Raw genomic sequence first — 16,495 nt, 5'->3', positions numbered from 1 at the left:
CTAGCATCTGGGCCGTGAGTCCACTGGTCGCCCTGGTGGTCGGCCTCCTCCTGGGTGGGGTGGTGGCCGCCGCCATCATCCTCCGTTCCGGCCGCGAGCTGGGGCGCCGCCCCCTCGACGGGGCGGCCGTCGCGCTGCCCGAGGACGTGCTGGCTCGGCGGTTGGTGGAGCTGATGGATCCGGCGGTCGTGGTGGTCGGCATCGACGACGCCGTGCTGCTGGCCAACCCGGCGGCCCGGGCGCTGGGCATCGTGCGGGGCACCCGGCTGCTGGTGCCCGAGCTGCTGACGCTCGCCCGGGCGGTGCGCGGCGGGGGCTCCCGCCGCGTGGACGTCCGGCTGCCCGGTGACGTGGTCGGCGGGGGGCCGCGGCTGGTCGGTGTGCACGGCGTGCGCCTCGACGGCGGCACGACCCCGCCGCCCGGCCCGGTCGCGCTGGTGCTCCAGGACGTCACCGAGGCGCGGCGGGTGGAGGCGGTGCGCCGCGACTTCGTCGCGAACGTGGGGCACGAGCTCAAGACGCCGGTGGGGGCGCTGGCCCTCCTCGCCGAGGCCATCGAGGGGGCGGCCGACGACCCCGAGGCGGTGCAGCGCTTCGCGGCCCGGATCACCCACGAGGCCGACCGGCTGGGTCGGCTGGTGCGGGAGCTGATCGACCTCTCCCGGCTGCAGGGCGGCGAGCCGCTGCCCGACCTGGTGCCCGTGGAGGTCGACCGGGTGCTCGGCGAGGCGGTCGACCGCACACGCACCGCCGCCCGCGCCAAGGAGTTGGAGATCGTGGTCGGCGGGCAGCATGGGCTGGTGGTGCGCGGGGTGGAGAGCCAGCTGGTCACGGCGGTGACCAACCTGCTGGCCAACGCGGTGGCCTACAGCGAGGGCAGGAGCCGGGTCGCGGTCGCCGCCCGGGCGCGGTCGGGGTTCGCGGAGATCGCCGTCACCGACAGCGGCATCGGCATCCCGCGCGCGGACCGGCACCGGGTGTTCGAGCGCTTCTACCGGGTGGACCAGTCCCGCGCCAGCAGCACCGGGGGAACCGGTCTGGGCCTGGCCATCGTCAAGCACGTCGCCAGCAACCATGGTGGTTCGGTGACCGTCTGGAGCGAGGAAGGGCTGGGCTCGACGTTCACCCTGCGCATCCCGCTCGCCGGCCCCGCCGAGAACCCGGCGGCGGAGTCGTCCGTCCCCGCAACGCAGAAACTGGAGAGCGAGACCCCATGAGCCGAGTCCTGGTCGTCGAGGACGAGGAGTCCTTCTCCGACGCCCTGTCCTACATGCTGCGGCGGGAGGGCTTCGAGACCGTCGTGGCCGCCACCGGGCCCGATGCGCTGGAGGAGTACGACCGCGGCGGCGCCGACATCGTGCTGCTCGACCTGATGCTCCCCGGCCTGCCGGGCACCGAGGTCTGCCGGGCGCTGCGGTCCCGCGGCAACGTGCCGATCATCATGCTCACCGCGAAGGACGCCGAGATCGACAAGGTCGTCGGCCTCGAGCTCGGTGCCGACGACTACGTGACCAAGCCGTACTCGGCGCGCGAACTGGTCGCGCGCATCCGCGCGGTGCTGCGCCGCCGGGGCGAGGCCGCGGAGGCGGCGCCCGTCGAGGGCGGGGTGCTGACCGCCGGGCCGGTCCGGATGGACGTCGAGCGGCACGTCGTCGCGGTCGACGGGGAACAGGTCGCCCTCCCGCTGAAGGAGTTCGACCTGCTGGAGTTCCTGCTCCGCAACGCCGGCCGGGTGCTCACGCGGGCCCAGCTCATCGACCGGGTGTGGGGGTCGGACTACGTCGGCGACACCAAGACCCTCGACGTCCACGTGAAGCGGCTGCGGGCCAAGCTCGAGCCCGACCCCGCGAACCCGAAGTACCTGCTGACGGTGCGGGGTCTGGGCTACAAGCTGGAGGCCTGAGGAAGGACACCCGTCCTCCCCACCCCTCGCACGCTCGGGGTGGGACCCGGGACGGGGCCGGGGTCCTACGACTTCAGGTCGTCGATCTTCTTCGAGGCGTCGGCCTTCGAGATGTCCTCCGGGATCTCCTCGTCGGTGCCCCGGGCGAGCGTCTCGAGGTAGCTCTTCTGCGCGCCCGTGGCGGGCTCGTCACCGGTGACCCACTCGTCCGGGTCCTTCTCGGTGGTCTGGTCCGCGGCGTTCGGTTCGCTCATGTGTTCGATGCTAGGCCGGGTGCAGCTCCCTCGCCTCCCGGGCGGGTGCGGCGGTGCGCGCGGCCCGGGCGGCCTCCCAGCGGCGGCCGGTCCGGTACGCGTGCACGGCGCCGCAGGCGGGGCACTCGACGTGCAGCGCGATGTGCGTCGGGTGGTTGGTGACCGACCGGATCCGCCGGTCGGCGACCAGCTCGTCGGAGCGGGTGACGGGGCAGGTGATCAGCAGCATGCCGGCAGCCTGCGCCGGTCGGGCCGGCGGGACGAGTGGCAGGAACGACCGACATCGCATGGTTTCTGCCATCATCTGCGCATGCCCAGCACCGCGCCCGGCACCGGCGCCGTTCCCGTCGTCGTCAGCGCCGTCGTGGCCGACGGTCTCGTCGGCAGCTTCGGGGTGGGGGTCGCCGCCGAGGTGTTCGGCTACGACCGCCGCGCCCTCGGCCTGCCCGTCTTCGACTTCGCGCTGGTCACCGAGCGGCCCGGCGTGCTCCGTACCGACACCGGCATCCCGATCGTCGTCGAGCAGGGCCTCGACCGCCTGGAGCGCTCCGGCATCGTGCTGATCACCGCCTGGGAGGTGTTCGAGGAGGACCCCTCGGCGGAGCTGCTGGACGCGCTGCGGGCCGCTGCCGCCCGCGGCGCGATCCTGGTGAGCCACTGCACCGGGGCCTTCGTGCTCGCCGCCGCCGGCCTGCTGGACGGGCGGCGGGTGACCACGCACTGGAAGTACGCCGGGGAGCTCGCCGCGCGGTTCCCCGCTCTCGACGTCGACCCTGCCGTCCTCTACGTCGACAACGGGCAGGTGATCACCGGTGCGGGGACGGCGGCCGGCGTCGACGCGCTGCTGCACCTGGTGCGCCGCGAGTGGGGCGCGACAGCAGCGAACGCGCTCGCCCGGGAGATGGTCGTCCCACCGCACCGCGACGGCGGTCAGGCGCAGTTCGTCGACGCCCCGGTCCCCGCCTGCTCCGACGACCTGCTGGGCGTCGTCCTGGAGTGGGCCGGTCGGCACCTCGCCGAGGACCTGTCGGTCGACGTCCTGGCGCGCCGGGCCCTGATGAGCCCGCGCAGCTTCGCCCGGCGGTTCAAGGCCACGACCGGGACGACGCCGCACGCCTGGGTGCTCGCGCAGCGGCTGGCGGCGGCCGAGGAGCTGCTGGAGAACAGCGATGCGCCCGTCGAGGAGATCGCCCGGCTGGTGGGCTTCGGGACCGCCGCCGGGCTCCGCGAGCAGTTCGCCCGCCGGCGCGGGGTCTCCCCGCGCTCCTACCGGCAGACCTTCCGGACCGGCGGGGCGTCACGCGTCGGGGCGCCGCCGGTGCAGCTGGAGGGGTACCGGCCCGGCGAGCGCCGGGCTGGCGGGGTGCGGGGCGATCAGGCCCAGGTCGAGCCGGAGCTCGGCCAGCCGGCGTAGTTCCTCGTAGGCCGGCGCCCCGAGCAGCGCGACCAGCTCCGCGGCGTAGGTCTCGACCAGCGGCTCGGGGGAGACGTGCGCCGTCGGGGAGCCGGTGCACCACCAGTGCAGGTCGGCACCGCCGGGCCCCCACCCGCGCCGGTCGAACTCACCGATCGTCGAGACCAGCACCCGCGTGCCGTCGGGGCGGTCCACGTGCTCCTGCTCGCGGCGGACCGGCAGCTGCCAGCACACGTCCGGCTTGGTGGTGAGGGGGTGCAGGCCGGTGCGCAGCGCCATCCGGTGCAGCGCGCACCCCGTGCCGCCGGAGAACCCCGGCCGGTTCAGGAAGACGCAGGCGCCGTCCACCACGCGGGTCCGGAGCGACCGGGTGGCGTCCTCGTCGTCGGCGCCGTCCTCCTCGGTCCACGCGCCGCGCCCGACCGGGGCGAGCTGCCAGTCCTCGCCGGTGAGGTCGGCCACCGCGGCGGTCACCCGGTGCAGGTCGTCCTCGTCGGTGAAGAAGGCCCCGTGGCTGCAGCAGCCGTCGTCCGCCCGGCCCTCGACGACGCCCGCGCAGCCCCGGCCGAAGACGCACGTCCACGCCGACGTCAGCCAGGTCAGGTCCGCCCGGACGACGTGCTCGGGGTCGGCGGGATCGGGGAACTCCACCCACTCGCGGGGGAAGTCCGGGTCGACCTCGTCGGGAGGCTCGTTTCGCACCGGGCCAGCCTAGAAGGCCCTCCGCGTCCGCACGCCTCGCTCCGCTCGGCGCGAGCCTCTGGAGGGGGCCAGGCAGAATCGCTCGCATGCGGTTGGGTGTGCTGGACGTCGGATCGAACACCGTGCATCTGCTGGTGGTGGACGCCCACCGCGGTGCGCACCCCACGCCGATGCACGACGACAGGTCGGTGCTCCGGCTGGCCGAGCACGTGGGGCCCGACGACGTGCTGTCCAAGGCGGGGGAGAAGGCGCTCCTCCAGGCGGTGCAGGACGCCCGCGCGCAGGCGGAGGCGCAGCGCTGCGACGAGTTCATGGCGCTGGTCACCTCGGCCATCCGCGAGGCGGCCAACGGCCTGGAGGTGCTGGACCGGGTCCAGCGGCGCACCGGTGTGGAGCTGCAGGTGCTCAGCGGCGAGGAGGAGGCGCGGCTGACCTTCCTCGCCGTCCGGCGCTGGTTCGGCTGGAGCGCCGGCCGGCTGCTGGTGCTCGACATCGGCGGGGGCTCCCTGGAGCTCGCCGCGGGCATCGACGAGGACCCCGAGGTGGCCCTCTCCCTCCCCCTGGGGGCGGGTCGGATGACGCGGCGGTTCCTGCCCCGGGCGGAGGAGGGTGGACGCCCCGACCTCGCAGCCCTGGACGAGCTCGCTGCGCACGCCGCCGACCTGCTCGGGCCGGCGGCGGAGAAGATCGCCGCGGCCGGTCCGCCGGACCTGGTGGCCGCCACGAGCAAGACCTTCCGCACCCTCGCCCGGCTCGCCGGGGCCGCGCCGTCGGGCGCCGGGCTGCGCGTCCCCCGGGAGCTGACCGCGACCGGGCTGGGTCAGCTGGTCGGCTTCGTCTCGCGCATCGGCTCGTCGGCGCTGGCCGAGCTGCCGGGCGTGTCCGCCGCGCGGGCGCACCAGGTTCCCGCCGGTGCGGTCGTGGCTGCCGCTACTCTGCGTGCGCTCGACGTACCGTCCGTGCGGATCTGTCCGTGGGCGCTGCGCGAGGGAGTCATCCTGCGCAGGCTGGACTCGTTGGGAGGCGCGTGATGGCCGAGCCGGACTGGAACCCGGACACGGGAGGTCGCTCGCTCGCCGAGATCCTGCGGGAGGCAGGAATCGAGTCCGCCGCCCGCACCGCCCGCCGTCGCCGCGTCGAGGACGAGGACGACACCGGGATCCGCCAGCGCCGCGCCGACGCCGGTGCCGACCGCTCCGGGTACGGCCGGCGGCGCAGCGACATGCAGCTGCCGGAGCCGGCCCCGGCGCGCAGTCACGGGGCCCGGGCGTCGGGCCGGGCCGCCGACCCGGTGACCGCCGCGATCCCCGGCCTGCGGCCGGACCGCAAGCCCGGGGTGCCGCACCCCTCGGGTCCGGTGCCGCCGTTGCGGCGGCCCGCCGAGGCCGCCGGCGCGCAGCGCACGGCCACGCGCCGGCCCGCCCGCGAGGCATCGGTCACCGACGCGCCGGCCACCGAGAAGTCGTCCCGCGACGGCGTCCCCTCGACCGGGCCGATCCCGGTCGTGCGGGCCGGCGACCCGGACGCCGACCTGGACGTCACCCCGCGGGAGAGCGCGCTGGCCTGGCTCCGGTTCGCCGGCGAGCTGGTCATCGCCCTCGCGGCCGGGGTGGGCATCTACTTCGCGGCCACGGTGCTGTGGGAGATGATCCCCCACCTGGCGGTCTTCCTCGCCCCGCTCGCGGTCGCCGGCCTGGTGAGCGGGGTCAACGTGTGGCGGGAGCGCCAGGGCGCCGAGCCGGTCGGCGCCCGGCTGCTCGCCGTCCTGGTGTTCGCCGGAACCCTGCTGACCATCGCCCCGGCGGCCACCCTCCTCGCGACGTCCTGATCCGCCGTCAGGCGTCGGCCGGCTCGGCGTCGCGCGAGGCCGCGAACTCCTCGACGATCGCCGCCCCGAACGCGTCCAGGTCGTCGGGCTTGCGGCTGGTGATCAGGTTCCCGTCGACGACGACCTCCTCGTCCACCCAGTTCGCGCCCGCGTTGCGCAGGTCGGTCTGCAGTGACGGCCAGGAGGTCATGCGCCGGCCGCGGACCACGTCGGCCTCGATCAGCACCCAGGGCGCGTGGCAGATCGCCGCCACCGGCTTCCCCGCCTCGAAGAAGGCCTTGACGAAGGTCACCGCGTCGGCGTCGGCGCGCACGAAGTCGCCGTTGATCACGCCGCCCGGCAGGACCAGCGCCGCGTAGTCGTCCGGGTCCGCCGACCCGAGGTCGGTGTCCACCGTGCGGTGCTCGCCCTTGTCGATGTGGTCGTAGGCGGTGATCGTGCCGGTCGAGAACGACACCAGCTCCGGCTCGGCACCGGCCTCCTCGAGCGCCTGCCAGGGCCGGTCCAGCTCGACCTGCTCCACACCGTCGGTGGCCAGCACGGCCACCCTCATCCCGTCCAGTTCTCCTGCCATGACGGCGGCGCTACCCGGCGCCCTGAGCCGGCACACGCCGGAGCACTACGGTTTCGGGCGTGCCCGTCCACCCGCGCCGCCGGTTCCCCGGTGGGCCCGCTCGCTGCCCGGTCGTCGTGGTGGCCGGCGACGGGGGGCCGGCCGTCGCGTCCGTCCATCCGCGACCGATCGCCATCACCGGAGAGCACGCGGCCGGGAGCGGCCGCGCGCCCGAGAGCTGGGAGCACGTCATGCCCTGGGGAGAATCGACCGAGGACCGCCGCCTACCGGCCGCCGGCTGCGCCGTCCGCGCGCAGGTGCCCGTCGCGGGTGGGCGGTCGTGACGGCCACCGGCCGCCGCGGCCTGGCGATCATCGGCGGCGGCAAGATCGGTGAGGCGCTGCTCTCTGGCCTGGTCCGGCGCGGCGGGGCCGACGGGATCCTGGTCGTCGAGCGCAGCGCGGAGCGCGCCGCGGAGCTGACCGGGCGCTACGGCGTGCCGGCGGTGTCGCTGGGCGACGCCGCGGCCCGGGCGCGCGTGCTCCTCCTCGCGGTGAAGCCGCAGGACATCGACACGCTCCTCGGCCTGGTCACCGAGCACGTCGACACCGGGCACCTGGTGGTCTCGGTCGCCGCGGGGGTGCCCACCGCGCGGCTCGAGGCCGCGCTGCCCCCCGGCGTCCCGGTGGTGCGGGTGATGCCGAACACCCCGGCGCTGGTGGACGAGGGCATGAGCGTGCTGTCAGCCGGTGCGCACGCGGGTGAGGAGCACCTGGACGAGGCGGAGGCCCTGCTGGCCGCCGTCGGGCAGGTCCGCCGGGTCCCGGAGTCGCAGCAGGACGCCGTCACCGCGCTGTCGGGCAGCGGGCCGGCGTACTTCTTCTACCTGGTCGAGGCGATGGTGGACGCCGGCATCCTGCTGGGCCTGCCCCGCGCGCTGGCCGCCGACCTCATCGTGCAGACGGCGCTGGGCGCGGCGGTGATGATGCGCGACTCGGGGGAGCACCCCGTCCAGCTGCGCGAGGCGGTGTCCAGCCCGGGCGGCACGACCATCGCCGCGATCCGGGAGCTGGAGAAGCACGGCGTCCGTGCGGCGCTGATGGCGGCCATCGAGGCGGCGCACGCCCGTTCTGTGGAGCTGGGTGCCGACAAGTCCTGACGTCGACCCGGTAGGACGCAGTGCCGGCGCCTTCCCGAGTCGACAGATCGACCGGACGGTGCGTGAGCGGGCGAACACGCTAGTGCACGGAGGCGAGGAAATGGGCGACGCTGCGTCACCGAGTTCTCACCGTGTCGCGAAACGCGCCGAAACGCGTGTGCACCGTGTTGCATAGGTGTAGTTCTGCCTAGGACGGACCGGTCCGCCTGTTCGTTTCAACCATCGCTTCCGTCACGCACGCCCCCTTACTCTCAGTACCAGCGCGTGCGTGTTCAGTTGCCGGTGGGGAAGCCGGCGCCACGACACGAGCTAGGTTCCGGAGACGAAGACATGACCATGCCCCAGCGCCACGCCGCTCACGCTGCCGCCACCGTCGTCCGTCCGGGGATGCCCGTCCCCCGCCCGATGGGCCGTCCGATGACGGCCGCCGCCATGGGGCGCCCCGTCCCCGCGCAGCACCCGGCCGCCATGCCGATCGGTCGCCCGGCCGTCCCGGCCCCCCGCGCCGCCGTCACCTTCCTGACCGTCGCCGAGGTCGCCTCGATGATGCGCGTCTCCAAGATGACCGTGTACCGCCTGGTCCACGCCGGTGAGCTCGCCGCCGTGCGCGTCGGCCGCTCGTTCCGCGTGCCCGAGCGCGCCGTGCAGGACTACCTGCGCGACGCCTACACCGACATCGCCTGAGAGAGCGCCGGCGACAACGTCGTCGCCTGGGAGAGGGCCCCGTCCTCCTCACCCCTCGCGGGCTCGGGGTGAGTCTCCGGACGGGGCCGAGGGCCGGCTCCACCCGACGGGAGCCGGCGCGCGGCTGTGGTGTCGCCCTGGTGACCCTGCCGGGATTCCCGGGTGGGGGTGCGGGCCGGCTCTGCGCGACAGGGCCGGCAGCCGCCCGCGACGGCGCCCGGAGGATGACGGCGTCAGCCGCAGCGTCGCCCGGGGGTGACCGTGCTGCAGCGTCACCGCGGGGCGGCTCGGGTACGCTCGGTCGCCGGGCGACACCGGGATGCGGTCCCGCTGTCGCGTGCGAGCTGATCATCTAGCGACGAAGTCGGGAGCACACACGTGGGTTCGGTCATCAAGAAGCGGCGTAAGCGGATGGCTAAGAAGAAGCACCGCAAGCTGCTGAAGAAGACGCGCGTCCAGCGCCGCAACAAGAAGTGAGCTGAGGCTCGTGCCGCCCGCGGTCGTCCTCGTCACCGGCGTGAGCCGGTGGTTGGGCGGCGCGCTGGCGGCCGAGCTCGCCACCGATCCGCGCATCCAGCGGGTCATCGGCGTGGACACCGTCCCGCCCTCCCCGGCCATGCTGCGCCGGTTGGGCCGTACCGAGTTCGTGCGGGCCGACATCCGCAATCCGCTGATCGGCAAGGTCATCGCGACGGCGTCGGTCGACACCGTCGTGCACATGAACATCAGCTCGACGCCCGCCGGCTCCGGTGGACGGGTGCCGATGAAGGAGCTCAACGTCATCGGCACGATGCAGCTGCTCGCGGCCTGCCAGCGGGCGCCCTCGGTGCGCCGGTTCGTGCTGAAGTCGACCAGCGCCGTCTACGGCGCGTCCTCCCGCGACCCGGCCGTGTTCACCGAGGCGATGCAGGCCCGGCAGGTGCCCTCGGGCGGGTTCGCCAAGGACAGCGTCGACATCGAGGGCTACGTGCGCTCCTTCGGCCGCCGGCGTCCCGACGTCGACGTGGCCGTCCTGCGCTTCACCAACTTCATCGGTCCGCGCATCGACTCGCTGCTCACCGGGTTCCTGCGCATGCCGCTGGTCCCCACCGCCCTGGGCTACGACGCCCGCGTGCAGCTGCTGCACGAGGACGACGCGCTGGCGGTGCTCACCCGCGCCACCGCGGGCGACTTCGTCGGCACCGTCAACGTGGGCGGCGAGGGCACCCTGCTGCTCTCGCAGGCCATCCGCCGCCTCGGCCGTGTCGAGGTGCCGCTCCCCTCACCCGCGCTGGGGTCGGTCGGGCGCCTCTCGCGCCGGTTCGGTTTCGTCGACTACTCCCCGGAGCAGATGCGCTTCCTCAACTTCGGCCGGGTGGTGGACACCACGGTGCTGCGCACCTCCTTCGGCTACACCCCTCGCTACAGCACGGCAGCGGCGCTCGCCGACTACGCGCGCACGGTCACCCCGCTCCTGGACCCCGCTGCGGTCCGGGCGGTCGGCGGGGGGCTGCGCTCGGTGCTGGGCCGCCTCGGCGACACCGCCTCGGCCGTCGAGCAGCGGCTGCGCCCGGCCCCACCGGCGCCGGACCTCCGGGCGGTGCGCGATGCCTGAGGCCCGGGTCATCCGGCTGCGTCCCGACGAGGACGAGCCGCGCGTGGCCGCGCCGTCGGCACCGCCGGGCTGGGAGGAGCAGGTCGTCGGCGGGATCGACTTCCTGGAGCGGCGGCTCACCGGCGAGTACGAGACCGACGAGTTCGGCTTCGACCCCGACCTGGCCGATCACGTGCTGCTCCCCATGCTGCGCCCGCTGTTCCAGAAGTGGTTCCGCGTGGAGACCTTCGGCCTGGAGAACGTGCCGGCCGACAGCGGGGCGCTCGTGGTGGCCAACCACTCCGGCACGCTGCCGGTGGACGCGCTCATGACGACCGTGGCGCTGCACGACGAACACCCGGCGAACCGCCGGTTCCGGCTGCTCGGTGCCGACCTCGTGTTCGAGCTGCCGGTCGTGGGCGCGCTCGCCCGCAAGTTCGGCGCGACCCTGGCGTGCAACGAGGACGCCGAGCGGCTGCTCACCAGCGGCGAGCTGGTGGGCGTCTTCCCCGAGGGCTTCAAGGGCATCGGGAAGCCGTTCCGGGAGCGGTACACGCTGCAGCGGTTCGGCCGGGGTGGCTTCGTGTCCGCCGCACTGCGCACCGGGGCGCCGATCATCCCCTGCGCGATCGTGGGCGCCGAGGAGATCTACCCGATGATCGGGAACGCCCGGACCGCGGCGCGGCTGCTGGGCCTGCCGTACGTCCCGATCACCCCCACCTTCCCGCTGCTGGGCCCGCTGGGCCTGGTGCCGCTGCCCTCCAAGTGGCTGATCGCCTTCGGGGCGCCGATCGAGACGGCGTCCTACGGACCGGCCGCCGCGGAGGACCCGATGCTGGTGTTCAACCTGACCGACCAGGTGCGGGAGACCATCCAGCACTCGCTCTACCAGCTGCTCCTGCGCCGCAGGAGCGTCTTCAGCTGAAGGCCCTCGTCAGGGGCCCGCGCCGAGCGCGCGGGGCGTGCCCTGGGGTGAGGTGTTGGAACGGCCCTCGTCAGGGGCCCGCGCCGAGCCTGCGAGGCGTGGGAGGACGAGGGTCCTTTTTCACCAGGGCAGCTTGTTGCGGCGGCGCAGGGCGAGCGCGCCACCGACCAGCCCGCCGGAGAGCGCGGCGGCGGCCACCGTCGGCACGCCGATCTTCGCGGCCTTCCGCCCGGTGCGGAAGTCGCGGATGGTCCAGCCCCGGGCGCGGGCGACCGCCCGCAGCTCGGTGTCGGGGTTGACCGCCACCGCCGTGCCGGTGAGGGACAGCATGGGCAGGTCGTTGGCCGAGTCGCTGTAGGCGGTGCAGCGGGACAGGTCCAGGCCTTCCCGCTCGGCGAGGGCCAGCACCGCCTCCGCCTTGGCCGGTCCGTGCATCAGCTCGCCGACCAGCCGCCCCGTGTAGCGGCCGTCGACGATCTCGGAGACGGTGCCCAGCGCCCCGGTCAGCCCGAGCCGGTGCGCGATGATCGACGCGAGCTCGACCGGCGTGGCCGTCACCAGCCACACCCGCTGACCGGCGTCGAGGTGCTTCTGCGCGAGGGCGCGGGTGCCCGACCAGATGCGGTCGGCCATCAGCTCGTCGTAGATCTCCTCACCGGCCTGCATGATCTCCGAGACCTCGCGGCCGGCGACGAAGGCGAGCGCGTTCTCGCGGATGGTGAGCATGTCGTCGGCGCTCTCGTTGCCGGCGATGCGGAACTTCGCCTGCTGCCAGGCGAAGCGGGCGATGTCGCGGCTGGTGAGGTACTTGCGGGCGGCGAGGCCGCGGGCGAACCAGAACAGCGAGGCGCCGATCATCATCGTGTTGTCGACGTCGAAGAACGCCGCAGCGGTGAGGTCGGGCTCGACGGCCGTCGGGCTCGCCACCTCCGCCGCCGCCGCCGACGCGGCGCCGGCGACGTGGGCGCGGGTCTCCTCGGCGGACTGCGCGGCACGGCGACCGCGCACCGACAGTCGCGGCACGGCGACCTCCCTCACTCGATCCGGCCCGGTGCGCCGGGACTGCGCCTGCGGCCGGCCCGGCGCACCGTCCTTGCGACCCTAGCCGGGCCGGTGGCCCGGGGTCAGGTCGTGGTCAGCACTCGCCGATCGTGATCAGCGGCGGCAGGCAGAGGTTCAGCGGACCGGGCAGTGGGACGTCGAGCACCGGTGGGGGCGCCGGCCGGGTCGTGCTGCTGACCGGTCCGGGCCCGCCGGGCACCGGCAGGGCCGGCACCGACGGGCGGGGGGCGCCGGGCGTGGCCGTGGCGCCACCGGTGGGCGCGCTGCCCGGCCCGGGCGCCTGCGGTGTGCCCGCAGGGGTGCTACCGGGCTCGGAGGGGGTGGGCGGTGCGGCGGGTGCGGCGGGTTCGGCGGGCCCGGCCGACGGCGGCACGGTGGTGTCGGTGTCGGTGTCGGTGTCGGTGTGGGGCGGAACCGCGGCCGGGGACTCGTCGACCACCGCGGGCGGGGCGGCGGTGAGGCAGAGGCCGGGGACCGGGCCGAGCGCGTCATCCCCGACGACGGCGGGGCCCGCGGAGCACTGCAGCGCCGCGCGCAGCCCCTCGACCCGGGCGGTCAGTGCGCGGAGCAGGTCCGTGGACTCCCCGTAGGCCGGTGCGGCGGCCGCCGGGACGTCGTCCGACAGCGTTGCGAGCCCGCCCGAGTGCGCGGCGGCCCAGCGGGCCAGGGTGTCCAGCGGTGCGGCGTCGCGGAGCTCCACGGCGCGCCCGGTGAGCCAAGTGGCCCCCTGGGCGGTGTGCTCGTCCATGGCCCGCAGGGTGTGCTGGACGAGCGCCGGCTCCCCGGCGGCGGCGAGGAGGGCGAGCTCCTCCAGGCGCGTGCTGGCCAGCTCCAGCAGGGTCTGGCCGCGGCTGTCGCCGGCGAGCGCCAGCTGCGTCTGCTCGGTGCCGCGCTTGAGGTCGTAGAGGGGATCGCCCGGCTGCGCGCCGGCCGCCACGGCCACGAGGGCCGCCAGGCCGGTGACGCCGACCGCGGCGCCGGCGAGCCCCGCGGTCAGCCGTCCCCGCCACCGGGCCGGCGGGCGGTCCACCGCGCGAGCCGCGAGCAACCGCCGGCGCAGCGAACGGCCGGCGGGCTCCGGGGTGCGGACGGCAGCCATCGCCACCAGCCGGGCGCGGGCGCGGGCCCGGTACCGCGGCTCGGGGTCGGTGTCGAGCTGAGCGGCGAGGCTCTCGAGGCGAGCGGCCAGCGCCGCCCCGGTGTCGGGTGCGGACGGGGGACCGGTCATGGTCGAGCCGTTCTCGGGCCGGATCACCCGCCACCTCCCGTCCTCGCCTCGGCGCTCGTCCGCATCCCGGCGAGGGTCCGCCGCCCCGTGTCCAACGATGGAGCGGACCGGCCGGTTACGGCCCGGCCCCTGGGTGCGGTCACCGCAGCCCGTCGGGGAGCAGGCTCGCCAGCCGCCGGACCGCCCGGTGCTGGAGCGCCTTGATCGCGCCGTCCTTCTTCCCCATGATCTCGGCAGTCTCGGAGACGGAGAGACCGTGCATGAAACGCAGCACGATGCACTCCTGCTGCTCGCCCCCCAGCTGCCTCACGCACGCCAGGAGCTCCTCGTTGGTCAGGTGCTGCAGCACGGCGTCCTCGGGCCCGTCGGTCGCCCGGTCGGCGTCCCGCATGTCCGCGGTGCTGACCTCCAGCCGGAAGCGGCTGCTCTTCACCTGGTCGCGGATGATGTTCCGGGCGATCGTCACCAGCCAGGCGCCGACGTCACGACCCTGGAACGACAGCGAGTCGATGCGCCGCAGCGCCCGCACGAACGTCTCGCTGGTGACGTCCTCGGCCGTCGCGCGGTCGCCGACCCGGTGGTAGGCGTACCGGTGCACCAGCGTCACGTAGCGGTCGTAGAGCCGCCCGAACGCCTCGGCGTCCCCGCCCTGGGCCCGGCGGACCAGCCCCCACACGTCGACGTCGCCGGCCGCCACGAGGCCCGCACCGGCGTCGGCGAGCTCCGCGGGGAGGGGATCGGCGTCGTCGTCCGGCGCGGCCGGAGGGCCGGTGAGCGAGGCGAGCGCTCCAGCGACCGGCAGCTCCTCCGCGCTCGCGCGGGGGAACGGCCTCGGACGCGGGCGGGGGCCGGCACCGGGCGGCCGCCCGGCGTCCAGGGGGTGCGGCATGCGGGCGTTCGACCTCCTCGTCGGCCCGCTGTGCCTGGACCGTCCTCGTTCCCCACGCGCGCCGTCACGGCGCGCATGGGCTGCGTCGCAGGCCCCATGGTGACAACATCGCCCCTGGCCGTCCACGGCAGCCCACCCGGGCGCGTCCCACGCGTCCCCCGACCGGGGCTGCGCCGCACCGACGACAGGAGATGTCCGTGTCCGAGGCAGGCACGTCGCTGGCCGCGCTGGTACGCGCCGCCGCGCAGCGCGACCCCGACGCCCCGGCGGTGGTGACCGGGGACCGCCGGCTCAGCTGGGGTGAGCTGGACGCGGCGGCGGACCGGGCGGCCGCGGGGTACGCCGACCGCGGGCTGACCGCCGGCGACCGCGTCGCCGTGCAGCTGCCGAACGGGCTGGACTGGCTGCGGGCGGTGCTGGGCGGTCTGCGCGCCGGGCTCGTCGTCGTCCCTGTGAACACCGCCTACACCGACCCGGAGCTCGAGCACGTCCTCACCGACTCCGGGGCCGCGCTCCTGGTGGCGCCCGGCGTCCGCGACCCGCTGGCCGGCGTGCCGGTCTGCCCCGGTCCGCCCGCGGCCGACGGCCCGGCGCCCACCGTGCCCGACGACCCCGCCGCGCTGGCCTTCCTCTGCTACACCAGCGGGACCACCGGCCGGCCGCGCGGCGCGATGCTCACCTCGGGGGCGCTGCGCGCCAACCAGCAGCAGTGCCTGGCCATGACCTCGCCGCCGGTCCGCCCCGACGACCGGGTGCTCCTGGTGCTGCCGCTCTTCCACGTGTACGGGCTCAACGCGGGCTTCGGGCTGGTCGCGGCCACCGGGGCCTGCGCCGTCCTGCAGGAGACCTTCGACCCGCGCGCGTCGCTGGCGGTGATGGCCGAGGAGGGCGTCACCGCCGTGCCGGGCGCCCCGCCGATGTACCAGGCCTGGCTGGCCGCGGCCGACGCGGGCAACCTCGAGGACCCCGCCCACCCGGACGCCGAGCTGCGCCGTGGCTTCGCGGCCGTGCGCGTGGCCTCTGCCGGAGCCGCGCCGCTGCCCGAGGAGGTCTGGACGGCGATGCGCGAGCGGGCCGGCGTCACCGTGTGGGAGGGCTACGGGCTCACCGAGGCGGCGCCCGTCGTGGCCAGCACCCTGGCCACCGGCCGGGCCAAGCCCGCGTGCATCGGTGGCCCGGTGCCGGGGCTGGAGCTGGAGCTGCGCGACACCGCGACCGTCGGCGCCCGCACCGTGGACCCGCCCGACGGCGGGGACGCGGACGCCGGTGCGGACGAGGACGCCGACGAGGCCGACGAGGGCCCGGGGGAGATCTGGGTGCGCGGTCCGAACCTCTTCTCCGGTTTCTGGCCCGACGGGGCCGACGGGCCGGACGCCGACGGCTGGCTCGGCACCGGTGACCTCGCCTACCGCGACGCCGACGGCGACCTGCACCTGGTCGACCGGCGCAGTGACCTGGTCCTCGTCAGCGGCTTCAACGTCTACCCGGCCGAGGTGGAGCGGGTCCTCGAGCAGCACCCGGCGGTGGCGGAGAGCGCGGTCATCGGCGTCCCCGACCCGCGCACCGGTGCGGCGGTGCGGGCCGTCGTCGTCCTCGAGCCGGGTGAGCGGCTGGCGGTGGAGGAGCTGCAGCGGCACGCTGCGGAGTCGCTCGCGCGGTACAAGGTCCCGACGTCGGTGCACTTCCTCCCGTCGCTGCCGCACTCGCTGACCGGCAAGGTCAGCCGTGCCCGCCTCCGCGAGCTCGGCCTCACCGGCACCGACGCCGCGGCACCGGTCGGCGCAGCGGCCGGCGAGGCCACCGATGGCTGAGCGGCTGCAGCTGCTGGTCCGCGACGGCTGCCACCTCTGCCTGACCGCCGCCGAGCAGCTGGCCCCGATCGCCGCCCGCGCCGGCCTGGAGCCGGTCCGGGTGGACGTCGACGCCGACCCCGAGCTGCAGGCGGAGTACGGCGACCGGGTGCCGGTGCTGCTGCTCGACGGCCGGGAGCACTCCTACTTCACGCTCGACGTGCCCCGCCTGCGACGGGACCTCGGGCTGGACTGAGGCGCGGCCCCGTCCGGCTGTCTCCCGGTTCCGGGGCGGGGCCGGACCCGGGCCCCCCGTACGGGTGGCGGGCGGCCAGCGGTTATCGTGCTCTCCACCACACCTGTGACCCGATCGGTCCAGGTCAACGGCCCGTCGCCGCGTCGGCAACTTTGTTCCTGCGTTCACAAGCGGTTACCGTGGCGGACGCGAGCGCGCCGAGCGCTCGCGTCCCCGATGTCGCAGCACCGCCCCCGGCGCCCGCCGGGTCCAGGGCGCGACCGCTGTGGAGAGCC

At 75.3% G+C, this 16,495-nt stretch carries 20 protein-coding genes; 13 read left to right on the top strand and 7 right to left on the bottom strand.

What is annotated here, in order from left to right; genetic code table 11:
• The first annotated feature begins 14 nt into the window (after positions 1-14).
• Positions 15-1,217, top strand: coding sequence for a sensor histidine kinase (locus tag ACI799_RS04060; protein WP_456599587.1), 1,203 nt, complete (start codon positions 15-17; stop codon positions 1,215-1,217).
• A complete protein-coding gene (locus ACI799_RS04055) occupies positions 1,214-1,903 on the top strand; it encodes a winged helix-turn-helix domain-containing protein (RefSeq protein WP_456589151.1) in 690 nt (229 codons plus the stop codon). The genes ACI799_RS04060 and ACI799_RS04055 overlap by 4 nt, the downstream gene beginning before the upstream one ends.
• A 65-nt stretch (positions 1,904-1,968) precedes the next feature.
• Here ACI799_RS04055 and ACI799_RS04050 read toward each other — a convergent pair whose 3' ends face one another.
• Positions 1,969-2,157 (bottom strand): DUF3072 domain-containing protein, encoded by a 189-nt coding sequence (locus tag ACI799_RS04050; protein WP_456596253.1) that lies wholly within the window; start codon positions 2,155-2,157, stop codon positions 1,969-1,971.
• Between the two features lie 10 nt (positions 2,158-2,167).
• Positions 2,168-2,386, bottom strand: a complete 219-nt coding sequence (locus tag ACI799_RS04045; RefSeq protein WP_456599588.1) for a hypothetical protein — start codon at positions 2,384-2,386, stop codon at positions 2,168-2,170.
• A gap of 81 nt (positions 2,387-2,467) precedes the next feature.
• Between ACI799_RS04045 and ACI799_RS04040 the strand changes: the two genes are divergently transcribed.
• Positions 2,468-3,571 carry a helix-turn-helix domain-containing protein gene (locus ACI799_RS04040; protein ID WP_456599589.1) on the top strand — a complete coding sequence of 368 codons (1,104 nt, stop codon included), beginning with the start codon at positions 2,468-2,470 and terminating at the stop codon, positions 3,569-3,571.
• Here ACI799_RS04040 and ACI799_RS04035 read toward each other — a convergent pair.
• Positions 3,455-4,273 (bottom strand): hypothetical protein, encoded by an 819-nt coding sequence (locus ACI799_RS04035; protein WP_456612485.1) that lies wholly within the window; start codon positions 4,271-4,273, stop codon positions 3,455-3,457. The genes ACI799_RS04040 and ACI799_RS04035 overlap by 117 nt on opposite strands.
• An 86-nt stretch (positions 4,274-4,359) precedes the next feature.
• Between ACI799_RS04035 and ACI799_RS04030 the strand changes: the two genes are divergently transcribed.
• Together ACI799_RS04030 and ACI799_RS04025 are read left to right on the top strand one after the other, a co-directional pair.
• Positions 4,360-5,304 carry a Ppx/GppA phosphatase family protein gene (locus ACI799_RS04030; protein ID WP_456589146.1) on the top strand — a complete coding sequence of 315 codons (945 nt, stop codon included), beginning with the start codon at positions 4,360-4,362 and terminating at the stop codon, positions 5,302-5,304.
• The gene (locus ACI799_RS04025) at positions 5,304-6,101 is read left to right on the top strand and encodes a hypothetical protein (protein ID WP_456596257.1); all 798 of its coding nucleotides are present in this window, start codon (positions 5,304-5,306) and stop codon (positions 6,099-6,101) included. The genes ACI799_RS04030 and ACI799_RS04025 overlap by 1 nt, the downstream gene beginning before the upstream one ends.
• A gap of 7 nt (positions 6,102-6,108) precedes the next feature.
• On the opposite strand, the gene ACI799_RS04020 is transcribed toward ACI799_RS04025, so the two are convergent.
• Positions 6,109-6,675, bottom strand: coding sequence for a type 1 glutamine amidotransferase domain-containing protein (locus ACI799_RS04020; RefSeq protein WP_456589144.1), 567 nt, complete (start codon positions 6,673-6,675; stop codon positions 6,109-6,111).
• A 59-nt stretch (positions 6,676-6,734) separates the two neighbouring features.
• Between ACI799_RS04020 and ACI799_RS04015 the strand changes: the two genes are divergently transcribed.
• The 6 genes from ACI799_RS04015 to ACI799_RS03990 all read left to right on the top strand — a co-directional run bounded on the left by ACI799_RS04015 (position 6,735) and on the right by ACI799_RS03990 (position 10,995).
• Complete coding sequence (locus ACI799_RS04015) at positions 6,735-6,998, top strand: hypothetical protein (RefSeq protein ID WP_456612484.1); 264 nt, start codon at positions 6,735-6,737, stop codon at positions 6,996-6,998.
• Complete coding sequence (gene proC / locus ACI799_RS04010) at positions 6,995-7,813, top strand: pyrroline-5-carboxylate reductase (protein WP_456612483.1); 819 nt, start codon at positions 6,995-6,997, stop codon at positions 7,811-7,813. The genes ACI799_RS04015 and proC overlap by 4 nt, the downstream gene beginning before the upstream one ends.
• 330 nt (positions 7,814-8,143) lie before the next feature.
• Complete coding sequence (locus ACI799_RS04005) at positions 8,144-8,497, top strand: helix-turn-helix domain-containing protein (protein WP_456589141.1); 354 nt, start codon at positions 8,144-8,146, stop codon at positions 8,495-8,497.
• 378 nt (positions 8,498-8,875) lie between these two features.
• Positions 8,876-8,974, top strand: coding sequence for a 30S ribosomal protein bS22 (locus ACI799_RS04000; RefSeq protein WP_012854759.1), 99 nt, complete (start codon positions 8,876-8,878; stop codon positions 8,972-8,974).
• 10 nt (positions 8,975-8,984) lie between these two features.
• Positions 8,985-10,091 carry an NAD-dependent epimerase/dehydratase family protein gene (locus tag ACI799_RS03995; protein ID WP_456599590.1) on the top strand — a complete coding sequence of 369 codons (1,107 nt, stop codon included), beginning with the start codon at positions 8,985-8,987 and terminating at the stop codon, positions 10,089-10,091.
• Positions 10,084-10,995 carry a lysophospholipid acyltransferase family protein gene (locus ACI799_RS03990; RefSeq protein WP_456599591.1) on the top strand — a complete coding sequence of 304 codons (912 nt, stop codon included), beginning with the start codon at positions 10,084-10,086 and terminating at the stop codon, positions 10,993-10,995. The genes ACI799_RS03995 and ACI799_RS03990 overlap by 8 nt, the downstream gene beginning before the upstream one ends.
• Positions 10,996-11,115: 120 nt before the next feature.
• On the opposite strand, the gene ACI799_RS03985 is transcribed toward ACI799_RS03990, so the two are convergent.
• From ACI799_RS03985 to ACI799_RS03975, 3 genes are all read right to left on the bottom strand, one after another.
• Positions 11,116-12,018, bottom strand: a complete 903-nt coding sequence (locus ACI799_RS03985; RefSeq protein ID WP_456589138.1) for an HAD family hydrolase — start codon at positions 12,016-12,018, stop codon at positions 11,116-11,118.
• Between the two features lie 112 nt (positions 12,019-12,130).
• On the bottom strand, positions 12,131-13,285 hold the full coding sequence (locus ACI799_RS03980) for a DUF5667 domain-containing protein (RefSeq protein WP_456612482.1): 1,155 nt from the start codon (positions 13,283-13,285) through the stop codon (positions 12,131-12,133).
• Positions 13,286-13,424: 139 nt separating this feature from the next.
• Positions 13,425-14,174 carry a sigma-70 family RNA polymerase sigma factor gene (locus ACI799_RS03975; RefSeq protein WP_456612481.1) on the bottom strand — a complete coding sequence of 250 codons (750 nt, stop codon included), beginning with the start codon at positions 14,172-14,174 and terminating at the stop codon, positions 13,425-13,427.
• Between the two features lie 197 nt (positions 14,175-14,371).
• Between ACI799_RS03975 and ACI799_RS03970 the strand changes: the two genes are divergently transcribed.
• The gene (locus ACI799_RS03970) at positions 14,372-15,985 is read left to right on the top strand and encodes an AMP-binding protein (RefSeq protein ID WP_456612480.1); all 1,614 of its coding nucleotides are present in this window, start codon (positions 14,372-14,374) and stop codon (positions 15,983-15,985) included.
• Complete coding sequence (locus tag ACI799_RS03965) at positions 15,978-16,220, top strand: glutaredoxin family protein (RefSeq protein ID WP_456589134.1); 243 nt, start codon at positions 15,978-15,980, stop codon at positions 16,218-16,220. The genes ACI799_RS03970 and ACI799_RS03965 overlap by 8 nt, the downstream gene beginning before the upstream one ends.
• The last annotated feature ends 275 nt before the right edge of the window (positions 16,221-16,495 follow it).

The organism is Blastococcus sp. SYSU DS0753 (genome assembly GCF_054051175.1).
The sequence above is the reverse complement of the archived record's forward strand: the minus strand, read 5'-3'. Positions and strand labels throughout refer to the sequence as shown.

Excerpts from the sequence above, each read along its gene's own strand:
- ACI799_RS04025 (WP_456596257.1), top strand. The coding sequence starts at position 5,304 with ATGGCCGAGCCGGACTGGAACCCGGACACGGGAGGTCGCTCGCTCGCC.
- ACI799_RS04040 (WP_456599589.1), top strand. The coding sequence starts at position 2,468 with ATGCCCAGCACCGCGCCCGGCACCGGCGCCGTTCCCGTCGTCGTCAGC.
- ACI799_RS04020 (WP_456589144.1), bottom strand. The coding sequence starts at position 6,675 with ATGGCAGGAGAACTGGACGGGATGAGGGTGGCCGTGCTGGCCACCGAC.
- ACI799_RS04050 (WP_456596253.1), bottom strand. The coding sequence starts at position 2,157 with ATGAGCGAACCGAACGCCGCGGACCAGACCACCGAGAAGGACCCGGAC.
- ACI799_RS04045 (WP_456599588.1), bottom strand. The coding sequence starts at position 2,386 with ATGCTGCTGATCACCTGCCCCGTCACCCGCTCCGACGAGCTGGTCGCC.
- ACI799_RS04055 (WP_456589151.1), top strand. The coding sequence starts at position 1,214 with ATGAGCCGAGTCCTGGTCGTCGAGGACGAGGAGTCCTTCTCCGACGCC.
- ACI799_RS03975 (WP_456612481.1), bottom strand. The coding sequence starts at position 14,174 with ATGCCGCACCCCCTGGACGCCGGGCGGCCGCCCGGTGCCGGCCCCCGC.
- ACI799_RS03965 (WP_456589134.1), top strand. The coding sequence starts at position 15,978 with ATGGCTGAGCGGCTGCAGCTGCTGGTCCGCGACGGCTGCCACCTCTGC.
- ACI799_RS03990 (WP_456599591.1), top strand. The coding sequence starts at position 10,084 with ATGCCTGAGGCCCGGGTCATCCGGCTGCGTCCCGACGAGGACGAGCCG.
- ACI799_RS04030 (WP_456589146.1), top strand. The coding sequence starts at position 4,360 with ATGCGGTTGGGTGTGCTGGACGTCGGATCGAACACCGTGCATCTGCTG.
- ACI799_RS03980 (WP_456612482.1), bottom strand. The coding sequence starts at position 13,285 with ATGACCGGTCCCCCGTCCGCACCCGACACCGGGGCGGCGCTGGCCGCT.
- ACI799_RS04005 (WP_456589141.1), top strand. The coding sequence starts at position 8,144 with ATGACCATGCCCCAGCGCCACGCCGCTCACGCTGCCGCCACCGTCGTC.